The sequence below is a fragment of the Sporosarcina siberiensis genome (genome assembly GCF_042681925.1).
GTDB classification, from domain to species: Bacteria; Bacillota; Bacilli; order Bacillales_A; family Planococcaceae; genus Sporosarcina; species Sporosarcina siberiensis.
Map to the genome: position 1 here is coordinate 267,525 of NZ_JBHUGI010000024.1, position 26,869 is coordinate 294,393.

A 26,869-nucleotide genomic window follows, 5' to 3' on the forward strand; every position below is an offset into this window, starting at 1 on the left:
TAAGTTCCTCCTACCAGGGGAATAATCCCTTTTTTTCCATACAAAAATCCCGATTACAAAAATGCTTTTGTAATCAGGATTTAACGGTTCCTGGTAGAGACCCTCGAACCATATTATCGAGGTTATACAGATCGATTCTTATAACGATATTTTTCCTACTTATTAATCTATCATGAAAGAAGAATCATGACAAGGAGTAAAATTTTGACTGCATTTTGAGTTATTAAAATTCTTTATTATGAAGCAAGAACTACTATGTCATGTAAATGCTACTTTCAATTATATTGATGATTCGTAAATGGATAAAACAGCTTTTTCAAGTGTGATGTTAAATTCATCATCTGTTTGATTCGCATTCAAGTCTTGGCTGAGTGCCCTTGAAAAACTTGCAATTAGACCATCATTTTCTTTCAGCTTAGCATTGGCAACATCTGTCGTATATCCACCTGATAATGCAACGACTCGTATTACTCTTGGGTGATTAATGAGCTCTTTGTATAAATTTTCTTTTGTTGGAATCGTAAGTTTCAACATTACATTTTCATTGTCTTTTAATTGATCAAGATGTTGAAGTATTTCAGCTTTTAATAGTTCTTCACATGCTTCTTTATCTGCACTGTGAATGTCCACTTCTGGTTCAATAATTGGGAGAAGACCAAAAGTAATGATTTTTTTACCAATATCAAATTGTTGTTGAACAATTGCTTTTATACCTTCTTCATTTGCCTCATAGATGACTGATCGCATTTTAGTTCCGAAAATATGACGTTCGTTTGCTCGATTTAGAACCACTTCCAAATCTGTAATTGGCTTCATGAGTTGAACGCCATTTTCTTTTTCGGAAAGACCTTTATCAATTTTAAGAAAAGGTGCAATCCCTTTTATTTCTGATAAATAATCAGCTGTAAACATCCCATCAATTTCACTTTCCATAGTTTGTTCAAATAGGATGGCTCCAAGAATATACTCAGCATTAAAAGCAGGGGAAGTGATGATCCTAGTCCGCATTTCATGCACTAAATTAAACATTTCTGATTCATTTGAATAAGAATCTTCAGAAATTCCGTAAGCACTAAGTGCTTTTGGTGTACTACCACCACTCTGATCTAAAGCAGCAATAAAACCTTTTCCGTTTGTTACTTTGTCTAAATGTTTTTCAATCATTTTATACTCTCCTCATTCCTATTTAATATAGTACTAAAGTGATTAGATTGTGACTGCATGAATCTCTGAGTTAAGTATCATTTTACCATATTCTAAGCAGCACTTGTAAAAACCAAGGAAATAATGTATTGAAAATCAGTCTAATAAAGGACTTCATATGATTAGCTGTATGATATTTCAATAAGTTCTAAGATTTGTTGTGGTTTATATCTAGATGCTATACTTTGAAAATGATTTTATATTACATAAATCTGGAGGTGTATTAATGAAAAAAATTGCATTGTATGGTTTTGTCGTCTTTTTTGTAGCAGCAGGTATTGCACATTTTACATTGGAGTCCTTTTTTTTGACAGCTATGCCTGAGTGGATACCGTTTCGTTTAACTATTATATATTTATCAGGAATAGCTGAAATCCTTATGGCAATTGGTTTATTCTTTAAAAACACCCGAAAAAAAGCAGGTATTTTGATTGCAGTCTTTTTAATATGTATATTTCCGGTTAATATATATATGGCTTTCATTCCAGAAAAGTTCGATATTCCGGGATACATTTTTTGGCTACGCTTACCATTGCAGGTCTTGTTTATTTGGTGGGTGCTAAAAATACGAAAGTACTAATTGATATTTGATAATGCGCTAACTATTTGATGAGCGTATGATTCTAAAAAGACTGCCTAAAACCTTTGAAGTTACTAGGTTTTTTTGGCAGTCTTTCTGTATAATAAACTAAAAGAAGTTATTTTTTCCACAGTACGATGGTTTCTGACAGTTGCGAGGAAAATGCAAGGAGCTCCCTATGAATAAAATTGTATTAATGATCTTTGTTCTGATATCAACAGCCCTAATGGGGTCTTCTTTTTCAATTGGAAAAATCGGCTTACAATATGTTTCTCCGTTATTAATGGTAGGAATACGGTTTCTTATGGCTGGAATTCTTATGGTAATATATGCGGGATTAACTAAAAAACCGCATCCAAAAAAAATTACTACATGGTTCAAGATTTTTTTAATCGGACTATTTCAAACTGCTGGTGTTTTTGCCGCGATTTTTATTAGTTTACGGACGATTAGTGCTGGGCAATCATCCATTCTAACATTTATGAATCCATTACTCGTCGTTGTTATCGGTTCTCTCGTATTAGGAATGAAGTATCGCCTCATCCAATGGATAGGAGTTCTTCTAGGATTCATTGGAGTGATGATTACTCTTGGTGGACAGTTTGAGTTTCAGTTTGGAACCATTCTGGGTTTTGGCGGAGCAGTGTCATGGGCAATTGCCACACTTCTAGTTCATCGTTGGGGAAAAGAAATCAATACATTGGTATTATCTGCATACCAAATGCTATTCGGTGGAGGAGTTTTATTACTTTGTAGTCTTTTATTCGAAGAGATACAATTTACAATTAATCCAACTTCAGCTTTTGTGATTATATGGCTTACACTCATGGCTTCAGTTGTCCAGTTTACAATGTGGTTCTATGTATTACAGCAAGGGGATCCAGCTAAAGTTAGTTCCTTTCTGTTTCTCGCTCCTTTTTTCGGTGTTCTATTTGGCTGGTTATTACTGCATGAAACAATTGGATCACATCTAATCTTGGGTGGCATTTGTATTTTCGTAGGGATATTTCTTGTGAATTGGATATCAAAAGTTAATGTATGACCAATCAGTCCTTTATACTCTGACATTTTCCTTTGTTTTTATCTTCACCGATACGCATTAGATAATTATAGTTTGAAATCAAGATATACTTATGGAACGTAGTATAAATGGAGTGTGAAATAATGCCAGAATTTTTATTAGATTATTTTTCCGGGCTTGCAGAAAGTTTACAATCTACATTAAATACTCCTGATGCATACTTAAATAAAATCGCACTGACAGTAGTAATCATAATACTTAGTTTGAGTATATATATATTCATTAAAAAACTCATTACTCGCACTATAAATGATTTTATGAAAAAGCTCCAACTGAAAAATGTCGCTAAGAATACAATGGTTACGTTGACAATAGTTGCAGTACTATTTATATGGGTACAGGCAATCAATGTACTGATTTTACTTGCCTTACTATTTGGTGTTATTGCGGTATTTATGGTTAGAGGCTTGACGAATAACTTGGTTGGCTATTTCGTCATTAGATACCGTCAATATTTCCAAATCGGTCATCGTATAGAAATTAATGGCATTATCGGCGATGTAGTGGACATAAATCTTATCAATTTCAAACTACTTGAAGTACGCCACGGATTATCTTCCGATGCTAGTACAGGACGCGTCATCAAGTTACCGAATAGTATTGTGTTCAATGAATCTATTGAGATGATTGGTATCACAAACTCATTTATTTGGCATGAGCTTAAATATACTCTTTCATTTGATAGTGATTGGCAAGCAGCAGAGAAAATCATGGTTGATGCAGGGAATACATATTTCGAAGAGACAGTTGTACCGGAACTGAAAGAGAAAAACAACCTAATGTCCAATGAATCTATGAACTCAAAGCCTGTTTTTTCAATCGATACGAATACCGAAGGAATTGTAGTGGTTTTACGTTATATGGTGAACTACAATCATGCAACAAAGGTGAAAACAGCGTTTCAGAGAAAGATATTACCGCAATTTAATGACAATCTACAAATCAATTATGCGATTATTGAAGTCAAGGTTTTTCAAGATTAAGTAACAATGTTCGATGAGCATTCTTTTTCTATTACTCAAGTCGAAACTTTCAAAAAAAAGAGTAATGCATTTAACGTTCCTTTAACATTCAGCTTCTATTATGAAGTATATGAGTTTAAATGAATGGAGGTTGACGTTATGAAGATGAAATTATTTCAAGGGTTGTCCATTATTGCTTTAATTGTATTACTATCAGGATGTAGTGGAACTGAAGGATTAATTGAAAGTGCGGAAAATCTTATTAACAGTGTCGATAAGCTCGTTCAAGATGAAACGGCGAAAAATAAAGATATCGATAATGAAGAGAGTGAGAAATCTCCAAGTGAAGAAAAAGTCGTAACATCAAAAGAAGTTAAAGTTGATGCGGTAGAGGATGAGCAGGAAGGCGAAGATCCAGAAACAATGTTTGGTGAGGATGAGGATGATGGTTCAGTATCTCCAGACTATTTCCCTGAAGTATCGCCTTATTATGATTTATATGATGGTGAAATCGACCCACCAAACGGCTATTTCCTTCCAATGTATGATGACTGGCAGTTAGTATCAGTAATTAAAGATGGATCAGGTGAGGGGTGGCAAGGTAAGTTCTGTTATGATTCAGATCCCTATTACGTTGCATCACAATACTTTGCGGATATAGAAGATTTGGGATTGAGGATTCAAGAATCTTGGTATGAAGATGATGGCCAAGAAACAGCTGAAGGATTTGATCATAAAAGGTTCGCTTATTACTATGGCGCTGACTATGATGGAACTATTGAAGGTTTAGATTTGGAAGTTAGTGGAAAGATTGAGTTCTTCACAGATTCACGCGGAGAGTATTGTGCTGTTTCTACATTTTATCTGCCGTAATTAAACGAAACGCCAGATGCTCTGCGAATATAAATTTGTAGAGCATCTGGTGTTTTATTGATATGGAATTTTCATACCAAGTTCAACTATTTTTCTTTAACTCTTAATAAATAATAGGCATTGATCCACGAACTGATTGGGATAACTAATGCAACACCTGTGCCCGCACAAAGAATCAGCATCAGTTCCGAACTGAATATTTTTGAATTGATGATTTCGCCTATGGAATACGACAAATCTTTAAACCAAATCAATAAAGCCAAATATCCGCCGAAAAAGGCGAAAAACAATGTGTTTGTATCGGCTCCTAAAATATCTCTACCTATATTTATGCCAGAGTTGACCAAATCTTTTTTTCCAATCTTAGGATTGTGCTTAACAATTTCATGCATAGCAGAGGCAATTGAAATGGCGACATCCATTATTGCTCCAATTGTACTTAATATAATAACAGAAACCCCTATCTTCATAAAATCGATGCCAATATATAAAGAATATCCGCTAAGTGCTTCTGTCTCTTCTTCCCCGAACCCTTGAATCATTAATGAATCCGAAACAAATACGATGAATACAAGTAAGATAACAGTAGTAATCATTGTCGATATGAATGCGATAATTGTTTTTTGATTTATTTCATTAATATAGAATAGGCTAATACATCCAATTAATACACTAGCTATGAATGTTAGAATGATTGGATTCATATCTGGATTGAGCATAAATGCCAAAGTGAAAAAAATGACTCCAAAATTTAAGAATAAAGAAAAGAACGAACGAAGACCTTTCTTTCCCCCAACCATAATCATTAATACCAACAAAATGATGGCCAACAACACGATTACATTCATAAGCGGGCCTGCTTTCGTTTAATGAAGAAAATGGACATATAAACGCCAATAGGAATCGTAAGTACAATTCCGATTCCTCCAGCTAAAGCACGTGCGACTTCCAATGAGAGGTTCATGGAAAACGTGAATCCCAAAGGAGTTACATTTTTGAAAGAGAGAACAAGCATCGGAATTGAACCACAAACATAGGCAAGAAACAATATATTCGTTATAGTGCCCATTATATCTCTTCCGATGTCCATGCCAGATTCTTTTAATGCTTTAATAGATATTTGATGGTCTCTCTCATATAAAGTAAAGATAGATGAAGATAATGTAATAGCAATATCCATAATGGCGCCCAGTGAGCCGATAAACAGACCCCCCATGAACACAAGACGATAGGGTCGAGTTAGGAATTGCATTTCTTCGTATCGTAGCCCCTTATCTCCCGTAATCCAAAAAACAAATGCGGTAATCGCTAAGGAAGTCAATGTGGCAACTAGGGTCGCTGCAATCGCTGCATATGTTTTTTCGTTAAAACCACTAACGAATAGTAACGAAGTGATTGTGAATAAAAGAATGCATATTCCACAAATGACCAACAGATTGATGGAAGAATATTTGACGTAAATATCCAGTGCAACTGACAGAATGAGTACATTTATTGTGAAGCTGATAATCGCAAACAGCCCTTGCTTTTTGCCAACAATCAATAGAGCAAAAATGAAAATCCATGCAATAATTAATGCGTGTTTATCACGTTTTACATCTGTTATGATGCCAGATAACTGCGTATTGGATACTAAACTTTTATTGAGGAGGACAAATAATTCATTTCCAACTCGATATTCTTGATCATAAGCGCCAGAATAGGAATACGAATTTACTAGGTGGATTTTCTGTCCTTTTGCCTCACCATTTTTTAAAACAGCTGTAATTTCCTGCTTAAATAACATATCTTCATTATTATGACGATCGGTTATCGATTCAGACTCTAATAGGACTATCTGAGTGACTTTGGCAATTGGACGATCGTAAAATGAATAGTTATGATTTACAAACATAACTGAAGTAAATAGTAGGAAAAGAAGTAGGATGAAAAACAAGCCCTGTTTAGATGTTAACTTTCTAAGTTTTTGTATAAGCACATTTAATACAACTCCTACAATCTTTTTTGGTACCTATAATTTAAGATACTTTGACGTTCATTTAAATAATGAAAATCAATTTCCAATATCAAATCCACTATTTTGGTAATTTGTTTCTTCACATTGTAATTATAACTCATTCATAGCACAAGAAGAACCAATTTGAGTGTGTTATCATATTTAGATGACTTACATACATCACTAAAAAATAACGTAGAATATAAGTAAAACAATTTTAAATTAGGGTATAAATTCTCGATGAGTAGCAAGTACATTTTTTTATAAATCATGAAGGAGGTCGTTATGTGAAAACGCTATATATTAAACAAAAGATTTTCAGTTTGGGTGGTAAGTTTACAGTAAAGGATGTAAATGAGGTGGATGTTTATTATATAGAAGGAAGTTTGATGAAGATTCCTAAAAGTTACTCTATAAAGAATGCAGAAATGGACAAGGTGGCATTGATTACGAAAAAAATGTTCAGTTTGATGCCGACATTTTTTGTTGAGACTGTAGGCCAAGAAGATGTAACAATTAAGAAGGAGTTTACATTCTTTAAACCCAAATATACAATAAACGCAATTGGGATCGACGTCCAAGGAAACTGGTGGGATATGAACTTCAAAGTTGTTCAAAATGGGGAAGTCATTGGTGTTGTTGATAAAAAATGGTTTACATGGGGAGACAGTTATCAAATTCAAATTATGAAAGAAGAAACGGAAAGCCTCATAATTGCACTTGTCGTAGCAATTGATTGTGCGAAAGCTACTCAAGCGGCAACTAATTCAAGTATTTAACATTATGAAAACGACTTCTCAATTCTAAATTAAAAAGCTGGATTTTACATAATCCCCATTACAATATAAAAGAATTAAATTAAGGAAATTACGCATACTACTCTAAAAAAAGGATTGATTATTTGTGAAAAAAGCAGTTTTTTTAGATCGAGATGGTGTTATTAATGAGGTACTAACAAGCCGGGTGAAATTTGTAAATCAGCCAGAACAGCTTTTTTTCTTACCTGGAGTGGCGGAATCCATACGACGGTTAAATGAAGTATTCGATTATGTTTTTGTTGTCACGAATCAAGGCGGTGTTGGTCTTGGTTTCATGAAAGAAGAGCAGTTACAGAAGATTCATGATCATATGGTAAACGAGTTGCAAAAAGAAGGTGCAGAAATAAAAGAGGTTGCTTATTGCCCACACAAACCAAAATCAGGCTGCGCTTGTAGAAAACCGAATAGCAAAATGATTGAAGATCTTGCTGAAAAATACGACGTAGAACTTTCTGCTTCTTATATGGTTGGCGATACAGATACAGATATCCTAGCAGGAAAAAAGGCAGGGACGAAAGCGGTCTTTATTGGAAATAATGATTCAAACGCAGACGCAGAATTCCCGAACCTAATGAACGCTGTAGTGTGGATTCTTAATGATGTAATGGAGCAATAAAAGGTTTCTTTTTCCATAATAATCGAGAGCAAAAAACCTTTTCAAATTGAAGTTGACAGAGAAAATGGAGGTTGAATGATGAGTGATCCAGTTATAATTGTCGGGGCAGGTGTTAGTGGCCTCCGTGCCGCCTTGTTACTTAGTTCACAAGGTATTGAGTGTAAAGTTTTTGAGTCACGGAACCGAATTGGGGGTAGAGTGCTGAGTAAGTCTGTTTTGGATAGGCTTGATCTAGGCGAATATGACCTTGGCCCCACATGGTTCTGGCCACAGCATGAACATTCAATTATTCGTCTTGTGAATGAACTTGATTTAAATGTTTTCGAACAATATACCAAAGGTGCCATCCTTTTTAGACAGGTTGAAAACGGACCAATAGAACGTCATGTACTTCCAGAGGGAGCAAATCCGAAATCTGTCCGACTAGGGGGTGGGATGACATCTCTCGCTGAGGCTATAGCTGCTAAACTTCCTATCGGTACCGTTGAATTATCTTCCCGGGTAACAGAAATATCTATAGATGAAAAAGGCAAGACTATCGTTCAAGTAAATCTACCCGATGGACAGAAAAAACGCATACGTACAAAAGCTGTAATTCTTGCGTTACCACCAAGAATTGTAGCCCAATACATAAGTTTCACTCCTGCTTTACCATTGAATTTAAAGATGAGTTTGGAAGAGAAGTCAACCTGGATGGGCGGACAGGCCAAAGTAATCGCGGTTTATGATCGTCCTTTTTGGCGAGAAGATGGACTTTCCGGTCAAGCAATTAGTAGAGTAGACATTCTTCAGGAAATTCATGATGCATCAGTAGAAGAAGGTTCTGGAGCACTTTTTGGATTCTTTGGAATATCCTCCAAGAGACGGCAAGAAATAGGGGAGGAAAAAATTCTAGAGCTTGTTATTGATCAGCTCGTTCGATTTTTTGGACCTCTTGCTGCAAAACCGATTTCACTTTTATACAAGGATTGGTCAGTTGATTCTGAAACTGCGGTCGATTCTGACTCAGAACCAATTACTGCTTTTCCAGACTATAGTGTACCGAATGGTTTAGACGTGTGGGAAAACAAAGTCTTTTTCGCTGGTACAGAAACCTCATCTGAACACGGGGGACATCTCGAAGGTGCTCTTTTAGCAGCCGAACGCGCGGTTACTGAAGTACTTCGAGTATTCGATTGCATATGACAATTTGTCGGAGAGTGCTAAGTATCATAGATGGAATCTCATTTCTTTACCATTAAATATATATAGTTCAGAGTATTCAATAAATCCGACAAATGATGAAAAAAGTAATGTATAATAAATAGTATCAGAGAACAACAAAATACCCACTCCTATTCGAATTGCAGCACTTGAGCTTACATTTCATCACAAATTATCAGTTATAAATCACTATAATAACATCATAGCAGAATAAGCGTGCTCAATATTAATTATTAAGGGGAATTATTATGAAAATACTAAGGAATAATAAACTAGAGAAAATATATTTAAAAACTATGGAACTCTCTTTATTAGCTTCTGGAGATGGGACGGAAATCATTCATCACAAATTATATAAAGGTGCAAGATTGGCAATTATTCCTGATGAGAATTGGACTGCACTTGAGTTTATTACCATTCTGTCTGGAAAACTAACATATAATTCTCTAGGTGGTGATATTGTATTGGAGGCTGGAGACTCAGTAAATTCATGCCCAATAACGGAACATGTAATTTTCATTGCTGAAACAGAGGTTAATCTACTTTATGTGACTTCCCAACCCCAGTTTCACTATTACAGCAACTCAGTTAAAGATATGTTGGATTTGGCTTTACAAGTTGAGCAAAAGGATGGATACACTGCGGATCACTGTGAAAGAATTAAAGAACTATCCATGAAGGTCGCAAAGGTAATGGGTTTATCCCCAGATAAGCTATTCATATTAAATTTGGCAGCATTTTTACATGATATCGGAAAAATTAAAGTTCCCAATGAAATATTAAATAAGCCCACTGGGTTGACCGATGTGGAATATGAAATAATGAAAAAACATACTACTTGGGGTAATGAAATCTTATCTGGAACGAATTTTGTTGAATTAATTAAAGCGGGGGAAATTGTAGAGCAGCACCATGAGAGGTTTGACGGTAGAGGATATCCAAATCAACTAAAAGGTGAAGAAATTAAAATTGAAGCTGCAATAATTTCTGTAGTTGATGCTTTTGACGCCATGACATCAGACCGAGTATACCGAAAGGGTTTGGAAATCAAGGTTGCATATGAAGAACTGGAGAACAACAAAGGAACTATGTTCAACCCAGAAGTCGTAGACGCATTTTTACTAATGATGACCGAAACCGATTCCCGGAAGGAGGTGATTACATGAGAAAAGTTTTGTTGATGATGGCTGCTGTTATTATGCTTCAAACCTTCTTTATTGGTGGTGCTAGTGCAAAGTATGTTAAGAGTTCGGATAAAACAATCTCTATCAATACTGGACTAAAATTGGTTATTCCATTCAATACAGCTAAAAAGTCTTTTGAACTTCAAGAAGCAGTTCATAAAAACTTGAAAACAACTACAGGGCTAGATTTAGATTATTTTTATTTATGGATTGAACTAGATGGGCAACCTATATTAGCTGTTGATCCAATAAGAGGTATGTATTAATCTTTCGGTGTTTACTTATGCTATTATTCTTATACAAACATGGAGAAAATGGTCTGCCAACATGCTTTTATTGTGGGATGTTTTATTGAACTTAAAAAAAGTTGTCTTGCAACCAGACTTGAGCTGGCCTAAAGACAACTTTTTTTGTATAAACATTACACTTCGGGTGTACGAATAACGAGCACATCACATTTCGCCGTACGAACAATGCTCTCTGAAACACTACCGATAAAGAATCGCTCTACAGTGTTTAAACCAGTTGCCCCACAAATGATTAAATCAATTTGAAGCTTCTTAGCAATATCGCGTGAAATCATCGTTTTGGGAGATCCATACTCAACCATCACACTTACTTTACTAATTCCAGCCGCCTCTGCTTCCACCTTATATTCATTAAGAAGGTCAACTGCGAATTTGTTTGCAAGTTCAGCATTTTCTCGATCATATGTTTCAACAGCCGAATAAGAACGTGTATCAACAATATTTACCAAGTTCAATGCCGCATTGTTTTGTAATGCTATTGCAATTGATTTTTTAAAAGCCATTTCGGATTCTTCAGAACCATCAATCGCAACTAGTATCTGACTGTATTGTAATGTCATTTAATATCACTCCATTCAAATTATTGTTTTTCAATTTACCTTTTCGTTAAAAAGTATAGAATACCCTTTTTATTTACAAGAATTCATTCTATTCGACAAGGAACAATTAAAGAAATTGCCAACGTTTCTCGATTTCTTACATCGATAAGTCTTCATATATCAACGGTTACAAAATTACTGATGATGATGGTTGGTCATTTTTTTATAACCCAATTAATTTGCGAATGAAATCACATCGGTAATTCTTACTCTACTGCTCCGGATGGTTTTCGTATTTAAAACGAAGAAAACAAACATAAAACACACTTAAAAGCCCGTACCCTTTCAATCTCCCCCTACAATCGGCTATAATGAAATGTAGCTATTAGAAATGGATGTGAAGTCATGAGTCAATTGATCGTTGAAAACCTGACAAAAACAGTTGGGGAAAAAACGTTGTTTAAAGATATTGCATTTACAATTGCAAGCGGAGAGAAAGTAGGACTCATCGGCATAAATGGTACAGGAAAATCGACCCTTTTATCAATTATTGCAGGAGTTGATGGTGCTGATACAATTTCAATGGATCATCCGAATAAATTTAGGATTGCGTTTTTACCACAAGTACCCGATGAAGACCCTAATTTAACGGTTATGGAAACTGTATTCCGAAGTGATGCACCTATAATTCAAATAAACTTAGAATACGAACATGCACTTGAAGCACTTTCAGTAGATCCAGAATCTACAGCAAACCAGGATCGATATGGTGTTGCACAAAATAATATGGATGGACAAAACGCATGGGATATTAACACAAAAGCACGTACAATACTTTCAAAGCTAGGGATTGAAACTTTTGATAAAAAAATGGGCGATCTTTCAGGCGGTCAGCAAAAACGTGTGTCCTTGGCAAAAGTACTGATTGAACCTGCAGATTTATTGTTACTGGATGAGCCTACCAACCATCTTGACGTAGAATCCATAACTTGGCTTCAAGATTATATGAAAAATGAACAAGGGGCAGTAATCTTTATCACACACGATCGCTATTTCTTAGACGGTGTAGCAACACATATTTATGAAATTGCTGATAAAACACTGTATTCGCATACGGGGAATTACGGCGATTATATTGAAGCTAGAGCGCTTCGTGAAGAGATGAATGCAGCAACAGATGACAAGTTACGGAATCGTTATAGAACTGAATTGAAATGGATAAGACGCGGTGCCAAAGCTAGATCTACGAAACAAAAAGCACGGATTGATCGTTTTGATGATCTTTCAGATAAAATGAAAAAAGACAATAATGATGGAACTGAAATGGAAGTAGCAATGAAATCCACTCGACTCGGTAAAAAAGTTATTGAAGCTATTGGCATTTCTAAATCTTTTGGAGATAAAATGATTATTGATGAGTTTTCTTGCTTACTCCAGTCCGGTGACCGAATAGCGGTTGTAGGACCAAATGGCGTTGGTAAAACTACATTACTCAATATGTTTTCCGAAGAAAGTGTTCCTGATGCTGGTGAATTCGATAAAGGATCCACTGTTAAAACTGCACATTTTCAGCAGAACACTCCATTTATGGATCCGAATAAAAGAATAATTGAATACATTCGAGAAACTTCGAATGATATTGAAGATGGTTCAGGAGTACGTATATCTGCAAAACAGATGCTCGAGAGATTTTTATTCCCAACATCTGCTCATGGAACTCCTATAGGTAAACTATCTGGCGGGGAACGAAAGCGTCTCTATTTATTGAAGTTATTAATGGAACAACCAAACGTTCTTCTGCTAGATGAACCTACAAATGATCTCGATTTGGAAACTTTATCAGTGTTAGAAGGCTTTATTGATACGTTCCCAGGCGTAGTAATTACTATTTCTCATGATCGTTTCTTTTTAGATCGAACTTCAACGAAACTTTGGGTTCTTGATGGCTCAGGTAAAGTAGATACATGGATGGGCAGCTATTCAGATTACTTAGAAAGTTATGTTCCATCTAAAAATGTCAGTACACCAGCAGCTGTTTTAATTGAGGAGCCCATACTTAAAAAGCAAGTAAAGAAAATGACGTTTGCTGAAAAGAAAGAATGGGAAACAATCGAATCCGATATGAAAGCAAAAGAACTTGAAATTGAGACTACTGAAACAACTATGGCATCCACAGGCTCTGATTACGATAAACTAAGAGAGTTAACTGAAACTCTTGAAACATTAAATGCTCAATATGAAAAACTTTTCGAACGTTGGACTTATTTACAGGAACTTGTATATTAATATTAATTATAGGGGGAAATATAAATGAAAATACTAACGATTGAACCAACACCAAATCCGAATTCTATGAGAATTGTTCTTGAGGAGCAATTACCTTCAGGAACGAGCTACAATTATACCAAATCAGATGCAGACACAGCCGTTGAGCCTATGCGTCAAATATTGAACATACCAGGAATTAACGGTATATATCATGTGATGAATTTCATGGCTGTTGAAAAAACAAGTGATGTGGAATGGTCTGATGTTTTACCACAAATTGAAACGATTATTCCAAAAGTTTAAGGGGGGTCATCTACCTTGAAAATTGTAACTATCGAACCCACTCCAAGCCCAAATTCGATGAAAATTGTAGTCGATAATGAGTTGCCAATGGGAACCTCATTTAATTATAAAAAAGACGATGCGGCAACAGCTACGCATCCTATGTCAGCGTTATTAAAGATTAATGGAATTCGCGGGATTTATCATGTTATGAACTTCCTAGCTGTTGAGCGTGCAGGTAATGTAGCCTGGGAAACGATTCTTTCTGATGTACAATCGGTATTAAATGATGAACAAGGGAAAGAAGCCTCTACAGAAGTTGTCGCAGATGATAATTATGGCGAAGTTTATGTTCATGTACAAACATATAAAGATATTCCACTCCAAGTAAAAGTTTTTGATAGTTTATCGGAAGAGCGGTTTGGACTTTCCGAGCGTTTTTTAAAGGCAATGGATAAAGTACAAGGTGTAGAGGTAGAAAACTATATTCTGCTACGTAAGTGGGCAGATTATGGAATTCGCTATGGAGACAAAACTGAACTAGGTGAAATTGTGGTTGCGGAAGTAGAAGCCGCTTATCCAGATGAGCGTTTAAATGAAATCATTCGAAGGTCTAAGGAAGGTCATGTAGATGCAATTCAACGAGGAAAAAAGATCACTCTCGAAGAATTTTCTGTTGAAGAATGGGAAAAAAGATTTCATTTACTCGATCAAATGCCAGATCCTGATGCCTCAGATTTTATAGTACTTGATGCAGCGCTTGTCGATGAGAAAATGTCTATTCGACGACTCGCTACAGTTTATTTAGGGATGATTGAAGATAAAGCAGTTGTTCCTTATATTGAAAAAGCACTATTAGATCGAAGCTGGGCTGTAAGGCGTACCGCAGCAGATTGCATGAGTGATTTAGGGTACGAGGAATTTGAACCAGCGGCTATAAAAATACTTGGTGATCGTAACAAGCTCGTTCGATGGCGCGGTGCAATGTTTTTGTATGAAACAGGTACTAAAAATGCATTACCCGCTCTACGCGAAGCTGAAGAGGATCCAGAATTTGAAGTGAAGCTCCAAGTTCGAATGGCAATTGAACGAATTGCAGAAGGTGAAGATGCAAAAGGTTCCGTTTGGAAACAGATGACAGAAGCTCGTGAATCATAAAAAGAATAAATACGTAAGCAAATGTTTCTATCATTTGCTTACGTATTTTTTTATTCAAAATTTAATATTAGTTTTCAGGTCAATATAGTAACTTAATGATACAGTACAACAATAAATATATATGATTAAATTTATAACGTAAACAATCATTAAGGATTTACAATAGGAAAAAATTAATAAAAGAAGATTGTCAAAACTTCTTATTTTGGGACACTTTATTCTTCTTATAAAAATAAAGTAATATAAAATAATCTATTGTTACTGAATGGACGGAGTATATACAGTAAGTGTTAGAGCAGCATTAATATTTTAATAAATCGGAAGTATTTACATAAAACGATTTGAAATATCAATTTAACTGTGTTAAGTTTCAAATGTTAAGAATTTCAATAGTGTTTGAAAACACATTAGGAGGATATTTTGAAAAAATTAGTAATGGCTTTTAGTATTTTCGGGTTATTGTTTCTCATTGCGGCATGTGGTTCTGATGAATCTAAAGATTCAAGTAGTGAAAGTGTTTTAGAACAGCTGAAAAAAGATGGGAAAGTAAAAGTTGGCTTTGCAAATGAAAATCCATTTGCATATGAAGATGAAAATGGCCAGTTAAAGGGTGCTGCTGTTGAAATTGCCACACAAGCGCTTAATAACCTTGGTATAGAGGAAGTTGAAGGGCATCTTTCAGAATTTGGAAGTTTAATACCTGGTCTATATGCTGGGAAATTCGACTTAATCACTGCGGGTATGTCAATAACTCCAGATCGTTGTGAAAATGTTAGTTTTGGTGAGCCTGAATTCCAAAGCGGTGGTGGTCTTATCGTGGAAACAGGCAACCCAATGGAACTTAAAAGTTATAAAGATGTTGCTGCAAATCCAGATGTAATCATTGCGTCTCGTAGTGGCGCTACTGAAATTGATTTCTTAAAACGTGAAGGTGTAGATGAAAGTCAAATTATGAAAGTACCTGATATGGCCGCTGCTCTTTCTGCAGTTGAATCAGGCAGGGCTCATACTACCACTGCAACTGAGATTGCACTTACAATTGCTTTAGAATCTTCCAACCAAGATAAACTAGAAATCGTAAATGATTTTATACAACCAGAACTTGAAGGTGTTCCAGGATACAGTGCTGCCGCATTTCGTATAGAGGATGATGAGTTCAGAGAAGCATATAATACAGAACTAGCAAAGTTGAAAGAAGAGGGTAAGATTGCTGATTTAATAACTCCTTCTGGATTTAATGCTGAAACGAATATTGTGGATGTTAATTTAACCACAGCAAGTATATGTAGTGGTGAAAATTATTAATTAAAATGAAGGCCAAGTCTTTATAGATTTGGTCTTTTTTATATTTAAAAAATATGAACTGTACTCTTTTTCCGATTACTCTTCTTTATCTAGTTGATCTGGAAGATGATCTAGACATGTAATTCATTTTAAAAAATAGCTATATATAAAGTTTCACAATTCATCCACATATATATAAAACTCCAATATGGAATAAAATAACTGGGAAATAAAATCATTGAATATTTTCATGGAATAGTTTATATATTATATAACTTCATGAATAACAATTGAAAATGCTTGAAATTTTCAATTCAACAAACATAAGGTTTGAAAAAGGCGGGAAAAACAAACGAAATTAAATTGGTGAAACTTCTCATTTTTAATCATTTTTCCAGTATTTTAAAATAATTTTATAAAATTTATAACTTTTTTCAAACCTGTTATAAGTCCTTATACCACGTACGTTTGAATAACATTGACATTTTTATAATTCTATTGTATTTATTCGAAACGATTTGATGTTTAAATTTAGCTATGTTACCGTTTAGAAGTTGAGATATTTCATAGGTATTAAAAACTATTTAGGAGGATATTGTGAAAAAATTATTGTTGGCTTTAAGTATTTTTAGTGTAATGTTTCTCGTCGCAGCTTGTGGATCTGATGAATCGAAAGATTCAGGAAGTGAAAGTGTTTTAGAAAAGCTGAAAAAAGATGGAAAAGTAAAGGTTGGTTTTGCAAATGAAAAACCATATGCATATGAAGATGAAGATGGTGAGTTAAAGGGCGCAGCAGTTGAGATTGCTATACAAGTGCTTAATAACTTAGGTATAGATGAGGTTGAAGGGCATCTTTCAGACTTTGGTAACTTAATACCAGGTCTTGCTGCCGGTAAATTCGATTTAATTACTGCAGGTATGGCGATAACGCCCGATCGTTGTGAAAACGTGAATTTCGGAGAACCAGAAATCCAATATGGTGAAGGTCTTATCGTCGCTACCGGAAACCCTATGGAACTTAGAAGCTATAAAGATGTAGCTGCAAATCCAGATATTAAAATTGCAGTTATGAGTGGTGCTACTGAAATAGACTTTCTAATACGTGAAGGTGTGGATGAGAGTCAAATTATGAAAGTACCCGATATCCCCGCTTCTTTTTCTGCAGTTGAATCAGGAAGAGCACATGCGACTACAGGTACCGAAATGACAATTAAAATGGCACTGGAATCAGCCAACCAAGATAAATTAGAATTCGTAAATGATTTTACACAACCTGAAATTGAGGGGAATCCAAGTTTTGGTGCTGCTGCATTCCGTATTGATAATGATGAATTTAGAGAAGCTTATAATGCTGAGTTAGCTAAGTTGAAAGAAGAAAATAAGATTGAAGATCTTATAACACCTTCTGGATTTAGTGCTGAAATGAATATTGTAGATCCGAATTTAACAACAGAAAGTATTTGTAGTGGTGAAAATTACTAATTAAAATGAAAGGGCCACGCCTTTTATAGGTTTGGCCTTTTCTTTATTTCAAAAATGGAGTTGTTTTTATGGGTTCCACAATCGATATTTCATTCGTATTGCTTAAAGGTATTAAAGTAACACTCATTGTTTTAGTATTTTCTATACTACTTTCAACTATTATTGCATTTGTAGCGGGACTGTCTAGAAGCTCAAGTAATTTTTTATTAAATAAATTTACTGGTTTCTACGTTGAAATCTTCCGTGGAACATCATTGATTGTTCAACTGTTTTGGTTTTCGTATGCGCTACCTGGGTTGTTTAATATCCATTTAGGTAGTGATATATGGACTGGTATATTGGCAATTTCATTAAATTATGGAGCTTATATGTCTGAAATCGTTCGTAGTTCAATCAGTGCGGTTGCTAAAGGTCAAACAGAAGCCTCAATTGCATTAAACATGTCGAAATTCCAACGGATGCGTCTCGTTATTTTGCCACAGGCAGTACGAATGATGTTACCTGAGTACGGAAATTACTTGATACAGATATTAAAAGGGACATCACTTGTCTCATTAATAGGACTTACGGATATTTTGTATTACGGAAATATATATAAGAGTACACACTTATCAGAAACACCAAGTGTATTTTTATTAGTATTAATCTTCTATTTTATACTGGCACTTCCTTTAATCGCGTTTACGCGTAAAATGGAAAAAGTGTCTAAGAAAGGGGTTGCACAAGGATGACTTGGAGCTGGGAAGTCTTTTTTGAAGTAATTCCAATCATATTCAAAGGTCTATGGATAACGTTGGGTTTAACAATTGCTAGCTATCTCTTTGCCGTTGTTTTCGGTTTCTTTTGGTTATTGGCAAATCAAATTCCATCGAAGATAGTTCGCTGGATCGCTAGATGGACTGCGGAATTTATAAGGTCCACTCCGCCTATTGTTCAGCTATTCTTTATTTATTACGCATGGCCGATGGTACCTGTTATCGGGGTTTCGCTTAACCCGTTCGCAGCAGCAATAATCGGTCTGGGTATTCACTTTAGTACGTACTTGTCTGAAGTTTATCGATCTGGTATTGAATCAGTTAGTAAAGGTCAATGGGAAGCATCGACTGCATTGAATTTATCGACAAAAGACAAATGGTTGAAAGTGATTTTACCACAAGCAATACCGCCTGTAATTCCAATGCTAGGTAATTATTTAATAATGATGTTTAAGGAAGTTCCGTTAGCATCTACTATTGGTGTTGTTGCAATGCTTCACTTAGCAAATGATTACGGTGCCCAACATTGGAAATATGTAGAGCCATTAACTGTTGTAGCGCTATTCTTTTTAATTTTAAGCTATCCAGCAGCATTGTTTGTGAAAAAACTAGAAATCAAATACAATCGAAACTTTTCGAAAAAGTCTGCTACTGATATGTGAGGAGAATGAATAATGGAAGAACCTATTGCACAATATTTTGATGTACACAAATCATTTGGAGAAGTTGATGTATTAAAAGGTATCAATTTATCAATCCAACCTGGTGAAAAGATAGCATTAATAGGGCCCAGTGGTTCTGGTAAAACTACAATCATTAGGTTGCTTATGACACTTGAACAACCAACTGCTGGAAAGATGGAAGTGAATGGAAAAAACTTATGGCAAATGAAGAAAAACGATAAGCTAATTCCAGCAAATGATAAACATTTACGTGAAGTTCGTGGAGATATTGGAATGGTTTTTCAGCATTTCAATTTATTCCCCCATATGACAGTATTGGAAAACTGCATGAGTGCTCCCATAAGTGTGAAAAAAGAAAGTAAAGAATCTGCACGTAAACATTCGCTGGAAATGCTTGAAAAAGTGGGTCTTAGTGATAAAGTAGATTTGTTTCCTGATCAGTTATCGGGTGGTCAAAAACAACGAGTAGCTATGGCTAGAGCATTAGTCATGCGACCGAAGATTATGTTGTTTGACGAAGTAACCTCTGCGCTCGACCCAGAGCTTGTTGGTGAGGTTCTCGAAGTAATTCGTGACTTAGCTGATGACGGTGATATGGCAATGGTTCTCGTAACACATGAGATGGATTTTGCAATTGATATCGCGGACCGGGTAATATTTCTCAATGAGGGTGTCATTGAAGCTGACGGTACACCGGCAGAAATCATTGAGAATCCAGAAAGTGAACGTTTACAAGACTTTCTAAGTCGATTTAGATCCACTCATTAAATACAAAAAGTTCCAGGTTGTAGCTTGTATACAACCTGGAACTTTTTATCTTTTCGAATAAACTAGGCATCACTTAAATTAGAACTCAACATTTTTTCAACGAATAGTATATATTCAATGAAAAGATTGAGATAAAGCTGTATATTGAAACTGAAACACATCTTTGAAAGGGGATACAACAATGAACGCTTATGATGAGTATATGAGAGGCATCGTTCAACCGATGCGCGAAGAACTTGTACAACATGGATTTACGGAGCTAACGAGTGCGGAAAAAGTTCAAGAAACAATGGATAAATTAGAAGGTACTGCGCTAGTTGTTATCAACTCGGTTTGTGGTTGTGCAGCGGGTCAGGCTCGTCCTGCAGTGAGAGAAGCTCTGGATTCGACTGAAAATAAACCTGATCATTTATTCACAGTTTTTGCTGGGCAAGATAAAGAGGCTACTGAGATGTTTAGAGATTACTTTCCAGAAGTACCCCCTAGTTCACCTTCAATCGCTTTGTGGAAAGATGGAGCTCTTGCATATTTTATTCCTAGAGAACAAATTGAGAATTCCCAAATGGAACAAATAAAAGATCATTTGACAGGTGTTTTAGAACAATATTGCAGCAAATGAAAACAGTTATTACAACTAGTGGCAGACCTGATAATCAAACGAGCTTACTAGCAAATGAGGCAGCTACTGTTCTTGGCTATGAAATTATCGAACGAAACAAGTTATCGATTAAAAACATTCAAAAAATAAACAACGCAAATTGTATTATAGCTGGAAAAGATCGTTTTGAGTTGTATCGAATTGGAATGGAGAAACCTTTTTTCTTCCATCCCAATTCAGCGGCTTTTCGAATGAAGCGACTTATCAATGGCGAAAAAGACCCTTTAATAGAAGCAACTCAATTAAAAAGTGGAATGTCTTTTCTAGATTGTACACTTGGACTCGCGTCTGACAGCATCATTGCGTCTTATATTGTTGGAGAATTGGGCGATGTTACTGGTATTGAATTAGACCGCGACATTGCATTCATAACGATGAAAGGATTGCTTTCGTTTCCATCTGACTCGAATAAGTTAATTGACGCTATGCTTGGCGTACATGTTGTTCAAGATAATGCTATTGATTACTTGAAAAAGCAATCCGATTCTAGTTGGGATATCGTTTATATAGACCCGATGTTTAGTGAACCTATTAATGAATCTTCCAATTTTACTCCATTAAGACAAGTAGGTGCAAAAAACTCTCTAACTGAAGAGTGGGTGGAACATGCCTTCCGCGTTTGCAAAGAACGGGTCGTTATCAAAGACCGATTCGATTCGCCAATATTTGAAAAATTCGGATTCAAGAGATACAATAGACCAAACACTAAATTCCATTTTGCTTCACTCGAAAAATGAAAAAGCCGCCTCTCCCAAAAAGGAAGTGACGGCATTTGCGAATTAGTTTGTAAAGTTTAGGGAGCTCAAATAAATAACTAAAGCGAGCATTCCCAGACCGATAAATAATTCAACATTCATCAGTAAAAACCTCCTTCAAAAAAAACGGACATTTATCTACATATTTATTGTACAATGAAAGTTACAAAGAAGAAACCTTTTGATTACTATTTCGTCAAAGTAACTCAGAAAGTTAAAAAATCGTACACAAATGTAGGTGAGAATCAATGAAAAAATGGTTGCAGAAATCGCTTATCGCCTCTGTTGCGCTCCTGACTTTTGGTGTGATCAATCCAGGTCATGAAATATGGACGCTCTTACAAGACAAAGACGACTCTAAACAAATGAATGCATCCCAGTTTGAGCAAACATATGATATTGACTTTACCGAGACCAGCCCAATAGATATTGTCGAAACGATTGAAGATAATCTTATATCCTCAGCAAGAGATTTATCTTTTATGAAATTCGGATCTAGAATAGGGCCTGTTATTTCGGATGAGTTTAATGAGGTCATTTTCCCGAAAATTGACGAGGCTATCCGTATGACGTTAAGAGAATCCGATGATTTACATAAACGACGGATATCAATAAGTGAAAAACCTGCAGGAGATTACTCTGAAAAAGTTTTCCACATTTATGATATGGATCGAAAAAAAGACATCATTCGTTTTCATGTTCGAACAGAAAAACGACCACAAGATGGTTTCTTTTTCAACTTCCATTACCATATATCAGATGACGATTTTGTGGCACACCATACTATTGGAGATATTTATTGGTCCAAAAATACACCACCGAAATGGTTATCTTAACTACCATTTCAGTGGTGTATTTTTTATATCCAAAGTGAATTTATTTTAACTGACTGCAAATTCTTATATGTGTAAGTTTATTTCTGTTATACTGAAGGTTATTTTTGTATACTTAAGATTAGTGCTAGGAGGATATTATATGAAGCAATATTTAGAGTTATGTAATCACGTTCTTGAAACGGGAACAAAAAAAGAAGATCGAACAGGGACAGGTACAATTAGTGTTTTTGGATATCAAATGAGATTTGATTTGAATGAAGGCTTTCCATTAATGACTACTAAAAAAACTGCATTTCGATTAATTGTATCTGAACTTTTATGGTTTTTAAAAGGAGATACAAATGTTCGTACACTTATTCAAGATCGTAATCCAATCTGGGACGAATGGGCATTTGAACAATGGATTTCTAGTGACGAGTATACAGGTCCCGATATGACCAACTTTGGTCTTCGCGCTGTGAACGATGCTGAGTTTTTAGAAGTTTATAGACAGGAAATGAATTATTTTAAAGAACGAGTTCTAGAAGACGAACAGTTTGCAAATAAATATGCAGATCTCGGCCCGGTGTACGGGAAACAATGGCGTTCTTGGTCAGCAGGAGAAGAAACGATTGATCAAATTACAAATCTTATTGAGGGCATTAAAACAAATCCGGATTCCAGACGTCATATTGTTACGGCATGGAACCCAGCGGAAGTAGATAATATGGCTCTACCGCCTTGCCATGCATTGTTTCAGTTTTATGTTTCTGATGGTAAATTATCATGTCAACTTTATCAAAGAAGTGCTGATATCTTCCTAGGCGTTCCATTTAATATTGCATCTTATGCACTTCTCGTTCATTTAATTGCTCATGAGTGTAATTTAGAAGTCGGTGAGTTTGTGCATACACTTGGAGATGCACATATATATTCTAATCATATGGACCAAGTGAACGAACAACTTTCACGTAAGCCTAAATCATTACCAACGATAAAAATCAACTTAGAAAAATCTATTTTCGATATGGAAGTAGCGGACATAGAACTGGAGAATTACAATCCAGACCCAAGAATTAAAGCACCCATTGCCGTATAAAGGAGCGATATAGATGATTTCACTATTAGTAGCACATGATTTAGATCGAGTAATCGGAGTAAATAATGATTTACCATGGCATATTCCTGAAGATTTAGCCTACTTTAAAAAAATGACGCTTGGAAAAGCAATTATTATGGGACGTAAAACATATGAGTCTATTGGAAGACCGTTACCAGGTAGATTAAATATTGTTCTCACAAAAAATGAAAGCTACACAGCTGAAGGTGTTCTTGTTTTCAATGATTTAAATAAAGCGATAGAAAAAGCACGAGAATACAATGAAGAAGTCATGGTCATCGGTGGGTCCGAAATATTCAAAATGGTATTGGACGTTGCAGACCGCTTATATATCACAGTAATCGAAAAACATTTTGATGGTGACACGTTTTTCCCAACATATGATTCTGAGTGGGAGATCAGCTCTACTTCTGAAAAAGAAATATCTGAAAATGGTATTCCTTACACATTTTTTGTTTATGAAAGAAAACAAAAAATATAGTAATTCGGTTTATGTATAAAAGAGAATACTAAAATACATGAATGCACTTCCAGCAAGTACAAAAAGGTGCCAAATTGCATGATTGTATGGAATTCTCCGTACAGCATAAAAAACAGAGCCGAATGTATACAGCAGGCCTCCTATGACCAAAAGTATAAAACCATCAAATGTTAAATTCAGATAAAGTGGTTTGATGCCTATTAGTACTAACCAACCCATTACAACGTAAAAGATAAGCGATATATATTCAAATCGGTGAATAAAGAAAACTTTAAAAAGTACACCCAAAATAGCTAGGCCCCATATGATTCCGAAAAGTGTCCAACCCAATGAACCTTTAATAACAATTAGGGTAAATGGAGTATAGGTCCCTGCAATGAGTATATAAATTGCAGAGTGATCAAGAATTGAAAACAGTTTTTTATGTTTAACAGGCATACTATGCAATAGTGTACTCATAAGGAAGAGTAGAAGCATTGAACTTCCGAAAATAGTATAACTAATGATATGAATTGTAGACCCATATTCAACTCCTTGTAAAATCAGTAGTATTAAAGCAGGTATTGTAAGAATAAAACCAATGGCGTGTGTGATGGCATTCCAAAGTTCTTCTTTACTCGTTTTGAAATCGAATGATGACGTCATTATAAAACCCCCTTTTCAACGATTATATAGAAGAGTATGAACTAATTCCATAACTAGAGAGGAGATCATCCAATGAAGAAAGTTTATATCGTTACAGATTCTACAGCAGATTTGACGAAGGAGGATATTAAGAAATATAACCTCCATATTGTGCCCTTAACACTTTTAATTTCAGGTGAAACATATATCGACGGTGTCGATGTATTACCGGAACAATTTCTTAGAATGATGGCATCTGCCTCTGAATTACCAAAAAGTTCTCAACCAGCAGTTGGTGTTTTCAAAGAACTTTATGATGAGCTAGGTAAAGATGGTAGTGAAATAATCTCAATACATATGACAGCCGGAATGAGTGGAACTGTAAAATCAGCTCAGGCAGCAGCTGAAATGACAGATTCAAAAGTTACTGTCATAGATTCAATGTTTATTTCTCATGGGTTATCTTTTCAAGTACTTGAGGCCGCTGAAATGGCGAATGCTGGGAATACAAGTTTAGAAATTGTTAACCGTTTAAATACTGTTCGAAAACAAACGACATTATTCGTTGTTGTTGATGTATTGGATAACCTCGTCAAGGGGGGACGTATCGGTAAAGGCCGTGCAATGCTTGGTTCGTTGCTTAACATTAAACCGATTGCAACTCTGCAAGATGGCGTATACACCCCTGTAGCCAAAGCACGTAGCCACAAACAAGTTGTTGCACATTTATTTAAAGTCTTTACCGAAGAAACCACAGGTAAAATAATTCGAGGTGTAGGTATTTCTCAAGCAAATGGAATGAAAATGGCTGAACCGCTAAAAAAACTAATTGAAGATTCAGGTGTAAAAGAAGTTAAACTTACTTTTACCTCACCGGTTATTAGTACACATACGGGTGAAGGCGCAATTGGTTTTATGTATTACACAGATTAAAGAGCGAATTCTTAAAGAAAAGGGGACTATATGTGAGAAGATTAGTTATTGTCGCTTTGATCTTCTCTATGGTTTTGTCTGGCTGTCAATCATCTTTTATTAGACCTACAAAAATGAGTACGGAACGAACTTCTATTGCATTTAAAGAGTGGGTTGTTCCAAACTTTTTTATATCCAAGCAAATAAGGGTTGTCGGACTTGGGGATTCATTAACACAAGGGGTTGGTGATGAATTTAAGAAAGAAGGCTATTTTGGACGATTAACGACTGAAATGTTTGAGTGGAAAGGTGTAAAAAATGTCAAAACGGATAACCTTGCAAAAAGGGGTAGCCGGAGTGAGCAGCTGAACAAAAAGTTAGAAGATCCCGATGTAAAAAGTACTGTTAAAAAAGCTGATGTTATTTTAATAACAATCGGTGGAAACGACTTAATGAAAGTTGTTAAAAAAAATTTTTTCAACCTGAAGAAAGACCCTTTTTATGATGAGCTTCAACGCTTTGAAACAAACTTAGATGAACTTTATGGAACAATTAGAGGACTCAATAGCGATGCCATAATAGTTGTAGCTGGACTTTATAATCCGCTATCTCTCGTTACAGATGAAGCAAACGATTTTGAAGATATTATTATTGAGTGGAACAAAGCAATTGAAGCACGTACTATCATAGATAGTAAATCTTGTTTCGTGCCTGTTACGGACCTATTCGATTCAAATACAGCAATGGTTTACCACACTGATTTTTTTCATCCAAATGCAAATGGATATAATTCTATGACGAAACGTTTTATGGAAAAAATTAAAAGCTGCGATTTGCAAAAACTTTCGGATGGGGAATTGGATATGTAGGAGGCTGAGCGCATGAATTTTTGGAAAGCTGGATTTTTTATTTTGAGTGGACTTGTTGTTGCAACAGTTGTGACACTTGTTGTGTATATTGGTAACCCTGGGGATTCGGAAGAAATTCCATCTGGTAAGGTGGCCAGTACTTCAAGCAATCATTTAGTTGTGAAAGCAACAAAAGAGGATTTCGAGGGAATTGCCAATACTTATATTAATAAAGCAATGAAGGGTGAAAAGCTACCCGTTAAAATGGAGATAGGCAATGATATTGTGTTATCATCAGAGTTAACTGTATTCTCTATAACAGTACCTGTAACGATGCATTTTGATCCAATTGTCCGTGAGGATGGAAATTTAATATTGAAACAATCAACTGTCGAAATAGGTAATTACAATCTCCCTCCCTCTACCGTCCTGAAAATATTGAGGGACTCTGTAAAATTGCCACCTTGGATGATTGTTCGTCCAAAAGAAGAAGAATTATTTATAGATCTATCTGCAATAGCTCTTTCGGGAAATTTAAGTGTGAAAGCAAAAGAATTTAATCTTGAGAACGACGAAATTCTATTAGAAATAATCATTCCAAATGAATAGGGAG

General features: G+C 35.4%; 30 protein-coding genes and 1 riboswitch. Of the genes, 25 read left to right on the forward strand and 5 right to left on the reverse strand.

The window, feature by feature from the left end; translation table 11 throughout:
* Positions 1-50: 50 nt before the first annotated feature.
* Positions 51-150: riboswitch (purine riboswitch) on the reverse strand.
* A gap of 129 nt (positions 151-279) precedes the next feature.
* Complete coding sequence (locus tag ACFSFY_RS09280) at positions 280-1,164, reverse strand: fructose bisphosphate aldolase (protein ID WP_381537420.1); 885 nt, start codon at positions 1,162-1,164, stop codon at positions 280-282.
* Positions 1,165-1,429: 265 nt separating this feature from the next.
* Between ACFSFY_RS09280 and ACFSFY_RS09285 the strand changes: the two genes are divergently transcribed.
* The 4 genes from ACFSFY_RS09285 (at position 1,430) to ACFSFY_RS09300 (ending at position 4,699) form a co-directional block, all read left to right on the forward strand.
* Positions 1,430-1,783, forward strand: a complete 354-nt coding sequence (locus ACFSFY_RS09285; RefSeq protein WP_381537422.1) for a DoxX family protein — start codon at positions 1,430-1,432, stop codon at positions 1,781-1,783.
* A 178-nt stretch (positions 1,784-1,961) separates the two neighbouring features.
* Positions 1,962-2,825 carry a DMT family transporter gene (locus ACFSFY_RS09290; RefSeq protein ID WP_381537424.1) on the forward strand — a complete coding sequence of 288 codons (864 nt, stop codon included), beginning with the start codon at positions 1,962-1,964 and terminating at the stop codon, positions 2,823-2,825.
* A gap of 122 nt (positions 2,826-2,947) precedes the next feature.
* Positions 2,948-3,847, forward strand: a complete 900-nt coding sequence (locus ACFSFY_RS09295; protein ID WP_381537425.1) for a mechanosensitive ion channel family protein — start codon at positions 2,948-2,950, stop codon at positions 3,845-3,847.
* A 138-nt stretch (positions 3,848-3,985) separates the two neighbouring features.
* On the forward strand, positions 3,986-4,699 hold the full coding sequence (locus ACFSFY_RS09300) for a hypothetical protein (protein ID WP_381537427.1): 714 nt from the start codon (positions 3,986-3,988) through the stop codon (positions 4,697-4,699).
* 86 nt (positions 4,700-4,785) lie between these two features.
* Here the strand turns inward: ACFSFY_RS09300 and ACFSFY_RS09305 are convergent, their stop codons facing one another.
* Positions 4,786-5,547, reverse strand: a complete 762-nt coding sequence (locus tag ACFSFY_RS09305; RefSeq protein WP_381537429.1) for a YibE/F family protein — start codon at positions 5,545-5,547, stop codon at positions 4,786-4,788.
* On the reverse strand, positions 5,544-6,671 hold the full coding sequence (locus ACFSFY_RS09310) for a YibE/F family protein (protein WP_381537550.1): 1,128 nt from the start codon (positions 6,669-6,671) through the stop codon (positions 5,544-5,546). The genes ACFSFY_RS09305 and ACFSFY_RS09310 overlap by 4 nt, the downstream gene beginning before the upstream one ends.
* Before the next feature lie 311 nt (positions 6,672-6,982).
* Between ACFSFY_RS09310 and ACFSFY_RS09315 the strand changes: the two genes are divergently transcribed.
* The 5 genes from ACFSFY_RS09315 to ACFSFY_RS09335 all read left to right on the forward strand — a co-directional run bounded on the left by ACFSFY_RS09315 (position 6,983) and on the right by ACFSFY_RS09335 (position 10,782).
* Entirely contained in the window at positions 6,983-7,474 is a 492-nt protein-coding gene (locus ACFSFY_RS09315; protein WP_381537431.1) for an LURP-one-related/scramblase family protein, read from the forward strand.
* A gap of 124 nt (positions 7,475-7,598) precedes the next feature.
* Positions 7,599-8,129: a D-glycero-alpha-D-manno-heptose-1,7-bisphosphate 7-phosphatase gene (locus ACFSFY_RS09320; RefSeq protein WP_381537433.1), complete on the forward strand. Its 531-nt coding sequence runs from the start codon at positions 7,599-7,601 to the stop codon at positions 8,127-8,129.
* Between the two features lie 78 nt (positions 8,130-8,207).
* Positions 8,208-9,314: a flavin monoamine oxidase family protein gene (locus tag ACFSFY_RS09325; RefSeq protein ID WP_381537435.1), complete on the forward strand. Its 1,107-nt coding sequence runs from the start codon at positions 8,208-8,210 to the stop codon at positions 9,312-9,314.
* A gap of 266 nt (positions 9,315-9,580) precedes the next feature.
* A complete protein-coding gene (locus ACFSFY_RS09330) occupies positions 9,581-10,498 on the forward strand; it encodes an HD domain-containing phosphohydrolase (RefSeq protein ID WP_381537437.1) in 918 nt (305 codons plus the stop codon).
* Positions 10,495-10,782 carry a hypothetical protein gene (locus tag ACFSFY_RS09335; RefSeq protein ID WP_381537439.1) on the forward strand — a complete coding sequence of 96 codons (288 nt, stop codon included), beginning with the start codon at positions 10,495-10,497 and terminating at the stop codon, positions 10,780-10,782. Before ACFSFY_RS09330 ends, ACFSFY_RS09335 begins: the two co-directional genes overlap by 4 nt.
* A gap of 155 nt (positions 10,783-10,937) precedes the next feature.
* Here the strand turns inward: ACFSFY_RS09335 and ACFSFY_RS09340 are convergent, their stop codons facing one another.
* The gene (locus tag ACFSFY_RS09340; protein ID WP_381537442.1) at positions 10,938-11,384 is read right to left on the reverse strand and encodes a universal stress protein; all 447 of its coding nucleotides are present in this window, start codon (positions 11,382-11,384) and stop codon (positions 10,938-10,940) included.
* 384 nt (positions 11,385-11,768) lie between these two features.
* Between ACFSFY_RS09340 and ACFSFY_RS09345 the strand changes: the two genes are divergently transcribed.
* The 13 genes from ACFSFY_RS09345 to ACFSFY_RS09405 all read left to right on the forward strand — a co-directional run bounded on the left by ACFSFY_RS09345 (position 11,769) and on the right by ACFSFY_RS09405 (position 23,872).
* Positions 11,769-13,649, forward strand: coding sequence for an ABC-F family ATP-binding cassette domain-containing protein (locus ACFSFY_RS09345; protein ID WP_381537443.1), 1,881 nt, complete (start codon positions 11,769-11,771; stop codon positions 13,647-13,649).
* A 24-nt stretch (positions 13,650-13,673) separates the two neighbouring features.
* Complete coding sequence (locus ACFSFY_RS09350; RefSeq protein ID WP_381537445.1) at positions 13,674-13,934, forward strand: NifU N-terminal domain-containing protein; 261 nt, start codon at positions 13,674-13,676, stop codon at positions 13,932-13,934.
* Positions 13,935-13,949: 15 nt separating this feature from the next.
* Positions 13,950-15,071, forward strand: coding sequence for a conserved virulence factor C family protein (locus ACFSFY_RS09355; protein WP_381537447.1), 1,122 nt, complete (start codon positions 13,950-13,952; stop codon positions 15,069-15,071).
* A 420-nt stretch (positions 15,072-15,491) separates the two neighbouring features.
* Positions 15,492-16,376, forward strand: a complete 885-nt coding sequence (ehuB, locus tag ACFSFY_RS09360; RefSeq protein WP_381537449.1) for an ectoine/hydroxyectoine ABC transporter substrate-binding protein EhuB — start codon at positions 15,492-15,494, stop codon at positions 16,374-16,376.
* Positions 16,377-16,952: 576 nt separating this feature from the next.
* Positions 16,953-17,837, forward strand: coding sequence for an ectoine/hydroxyectoine ABC transporter substrate-binding protein EhuB (gene ehuB / locus ACFSFY_RS09365; protein WP_381537450.1), 885 nt, complete (start codon positions 16,953-16,955; stop codon positions 17,835-17,837).
* A 68-nt stretch (positions 17,838-17,905) separates the two neighbouring features.
* Complete coding sequence (locus tag ACFSFY_RS09370) at positions 17,906-18,568, forward strand: amino acid ABC transporter permease (protein ID WP_381537452.1); 663 nt, start codon at positions 17,906-17,908, stop codon at positions 18,566-18,568.
* Positions 18,565-19,254 carry an ectoine/hydroxyectoine ABC transporter permease subunit EhuD gene (gene ehuD / locus ACFSFY_RS09375; RefSeq protein WP_381537454.1) on the forward strand — a complete coding sequence of 230 codons (690 nt, stop codon included), beginning with the start codon at positions 18,565-18,567 and terminating at the stop codon, positions 19,252-19,254. Before ACFSFY_RS09370 ends, ehuD begins: the two co-directional genes overlap by 4 nt.
* 12 nt (positions 19,255-19,266) lie before the next feature.
* Positions 19,267-20,043: an ectoine/hydroxyectoine ABC transporter ATP-binding protein EhuA gene (ehuA, locus tag ACFSFY_RS09380; RefSeq protein ID WP_381537456.1), complete on the forward strand. Its 777-nt coding sequence runs from the start codon at positions 19,267-19,269 to the stop codon at positions 20,041-20,043.
* A gap of 181 nt (positions 20,044-20,224) precedes the next feature.
* On the forward strand, positions 20,225-20,662 hold the full coding sequence (locus ACFSFY_RS09385; RefSeq protein WP_381537458.1) for a BrxA/BrxB family bacilliredoxin: 438 nt from the start codon (positions 20,225-20,227) through the stop codon (positions 20,660-20,662).
* Positions 20,659-21,438: a class I SAM-dependent methyltransferase gene (locus tag ACFSFY_RS09390; RefSeq protein ID WP_381537552.1), complete on the forward strand. Its 780-nt coding sequence runs from the start codon at positions 20,659-20,661 to the stop codon at positions 21,436-21,438. The genes ACFSFY_RS09385 and ACFSFY_RS09390 overlap by 4 nt, the downstream gene beginning before the upstream one ends.
* Before the next feature lie 266 nt (positions 21,439-21,704).
* A complete protein-coding gene (locus tag ACFSFY_RS09395; protein WP_381537460.1) occupies positions 21,705-22,292 on the forward strand; it encodes a YpjP family protein in 588 nt (195 codons plus the stop codon).
* Between the two features lie 139 nt (positions 22,293-22,431).
* The gene (locus tag ACFSFY_RS09400; RefSeq protein WP_381537462.1) at positions 22,432-23,370 is read left to right on the forward strand and encodes a thymidylate synthase; all 939 of its coding nucleotides are present in this window, start codon (positions 22,432-22,434) and stop codon (positions 23,368-23,370) included.
* Positions 23,371-23,383: 13 nt separating this feature from the next.
* The gene (locus ACFSFY_RS09405; RefSeq protein WP_381537465.1) at positions 23,384-23,872 is read left to right on the forward strand and encodes a dihydrofolate reductase; all 489 of its coding nucleotides are present in this window, start codon (positions 23,384-23,386) and stop codon (positions 23,870-23,872) included.
* A 9-nt stretch (positions 23,873-23,881) separates the two neighbouring features.
* Here ACFSFY_RS09405 and trhA read toward each other — a convergent pair whose 3' ends face one another.
* On the reverse strand, positions 23,882-24,517 hold the full coding sequence (gene trhA, locus ACFSFY_RS09410; RefSeq protein WP_381537467.1) for a PAQR family membrane homeostasis protein TrhA: 636 nt from the start codon (positions 24,515-24,517) through the stop codon (positions 23,882-23,884).
* Positions 24,518-24,589: 72 nt separating this feature from the next.
* Here trhA and ACFSFY_RS09415 point away from each other — a divergent pair, with 72 nt between their 5' ends.
* The 3 genes from ACFSFY_RS09415 to ACFSFY_RS09425 are packed head-to-tail and all read left to right on the forward strand — an operon-like array spanning position 24,590 to position 26,865.
* The gene (locus tag ACFSFY_RS09415) at positions 24,590-25,429 is read left to right on the forward strand and encodes a DegV family protein (RefSeq protein WP_381537469.1); all 840 of its coding nucleotides are present in this window, start codon (positions 24,590-24,592) and stop codon (positions 25,427-25,429) included.
* Positions 25,430-25,461: 32 nt separating this feature from the next.
* The gene (locus ACFSFY_RS09420) at positions 25,462-26,277 is read left to right on the forward strand and encodes a GDSL-type esterase/lipase family protein (RefSeq protein ID WP_381537471.1); all 816 of its coding nucleotides are present in this window, start codon (positions 25,462-25,464) and stop codon (positions 26,275-26,277) included.
* A 12-nt stretch (positions 26,278-26,289) separates the two neighbouring features.
* Positions 26,290-26,865 carry a YpmS family protein gene (locus ACFSFY_RS09425; RefSeq protein ID WP_381537473.1) on the forward strand — a complete coding sequence of 192 codons (576 nt, stop codon included), beginning with the start codon at positions 26,290-26,292 and terminating at the stop codon, positions 26,863-26,865.
* Positions 26,866-26,869 lie beyond the last annotated feature (4 nt).

Excerpts from the sequence above, each read along its gene's own strand:
- trhA (WP_381537467.1), bottom strand. The coding sequence starts at position 24,517 with ATGACGTCATCATTCGATTTCAAAACGAGTAAAGAAGAACTTTGGAAT.
- ACFSFY_RS09335 (WP_381537439.1), top strand. The coding sequence starts at position 10,495 with ATGAGAAAAGTTTTGTTGATGATGGCTGCTGTTATTATGCTTCAAACC.
- ACFSFY_RS09295 (WP_381537425.1), top strand. The coding sequence starts at position 2,948 with ATGCCAGAATTTTTATTAGATTATTTTTCCGGGCTTGCAGAAAGTTTA.
- ACFSFY_RS09405 (WP_381537465.1), top strand. The coding sequence starts at position 23,384 with ATGATTTCACTATTAGTAGCACATGATTTAGATCGAGTAATCGGAGTA.
- ACFSFY_RS09280 (WP_381537420.1), bottom strand. The coding sequence starts at position 1,164 with ATGATTGAAAAACATTTAGACAAAGTAACAAACGGAAAAGGTTTTATT.
- ACFSFY_RS09390 (WP_381537552.1), top strand. The coding sequence starts at position 20,659 with ATGAAAACAGTTATTACAACTAGTGGCAGACCTGATAATCAAACGAGC.
- ACFSFY_RS09330 (WP_381537437.1), top strand. The coding sequence starts at position 9,581 with ATGAAAATACTAAGGAATAATAAACTAGAGAAAATATATTTAAAAACT.
- ACFSFY_RS09385 (WP_381537458.1), top strand. The coding sequence starts at position 20,225 with ATGAACGCTTATGATGAGTATATGAGAGGCATCGTTCAACCGATGCGC.
- ACFSFY_RS09425 (WP_381537473.1), top strand. The coding sequence starts at position 26,290 with ATGAATTTTTGGAAAGCTGGATTTTTTATTTTGAGTGGACTTGTTGTT.
- ACFSFY_RS09415 (WP_381537469.1), top strand. The coding sequence starts at position 24,590 with ATGAAGAAAGTTTATATCGTTACAGATTCTACAGCAGATTTGACGAAG.
- ACFSFY_RS09345 (WP_381537443.1), top strand. The coding sequence starts at position 11,769 with ATGAGTCAATTGATCGTTGAAAACCTGACAAAAACAGTTGGGGAAAAA.
- ACFSFY_RS09305 (WP_381537429.1), bottom strand. The coding sequence starts at position 5,547 with ATGAATGTAATCGTGTTGTTGGCCATCATTTTGTTGGTATTAATGATT.
- ACFSFY_RS09370 (WP_381537452.1), top strand. The coding sequence starts at position 17,906 with ATGGGTTCCACAATCGATATTTCATTCGTATTGCTTAAAGGTATTAAA.
- ACFSFY_RS09400 (WP_381537462.1), top strand. The coding sequence starts at position 22,432 with ATGAAGCAATATTTAGAGTTATGTAATCACGTTCTTGAAACGGGAACA.
- ehuD (WP_381537454.1), top strand. The coding sequence starts at position 18,565 with ATGACTTGGAGCTGGGAAGTCTTTTTTGAAGTAATTCCAATCATATTC.
- ACFSFY_RS09395 (WP_381537460.1), top strand. The coding sequence starts at position 21,705 with ATGAAAAAATGGTTGCAGAAATCGCTTATCGCCTCTGTTGCGCTCCTG.
- ACFSFY_RS09290 (WP_381537424.1), top strand. The coding sequence starts at position 1,962 with ATGAATAAAATTGTATTAATGATCTTTGTTCTGATATCAACAGCCCTA.
- ACFSFY_RS09325 (WP_381537435.1), top strand. The coding sequence starts at position 8,208 with ATGAGTGATCCAGTTATAATTGTCGGGGCAGGTGTTAGTGGCCTCCGT.
- ACFSFY_RS09300 (WP_381537427.1), top strand. The coding sequence starts at position 3,986 with ATGAAGATGAAATTATTTCAAGGGTTGTCCATTATTGCTTTAATTGTA.
- ehuA (WP_381537456.1), top strand. The coding sequence starts at position 19,267 with ATGGAAGAACCTATTGCACAATATTTTGATGTACACAAATCATTTGGA.
- ACFSFY_RS09340 (WP_381537442.1), bottom strand. The coding sequence starts at position 11,384 with ATGACATTACAATACAGTCAGATACTAGTTGCGATTGATGGTTCTGAA.
- ACFSFY_RS09285 (WP_381537422.1), top strand. The coding sequence starts at position 1,430 with ATGAAAAAAATTGCATTGTATGGTTTTGTCGTCTTTTTTGTAGCAGCA.
- ACFSFY_RS09350 (WP_381537445.1), top strand. The coding sequence starts at position 13,674 with ATGAAAATACTAACGATTGAACCAACACCAAATCCGAATTCTATGAGA.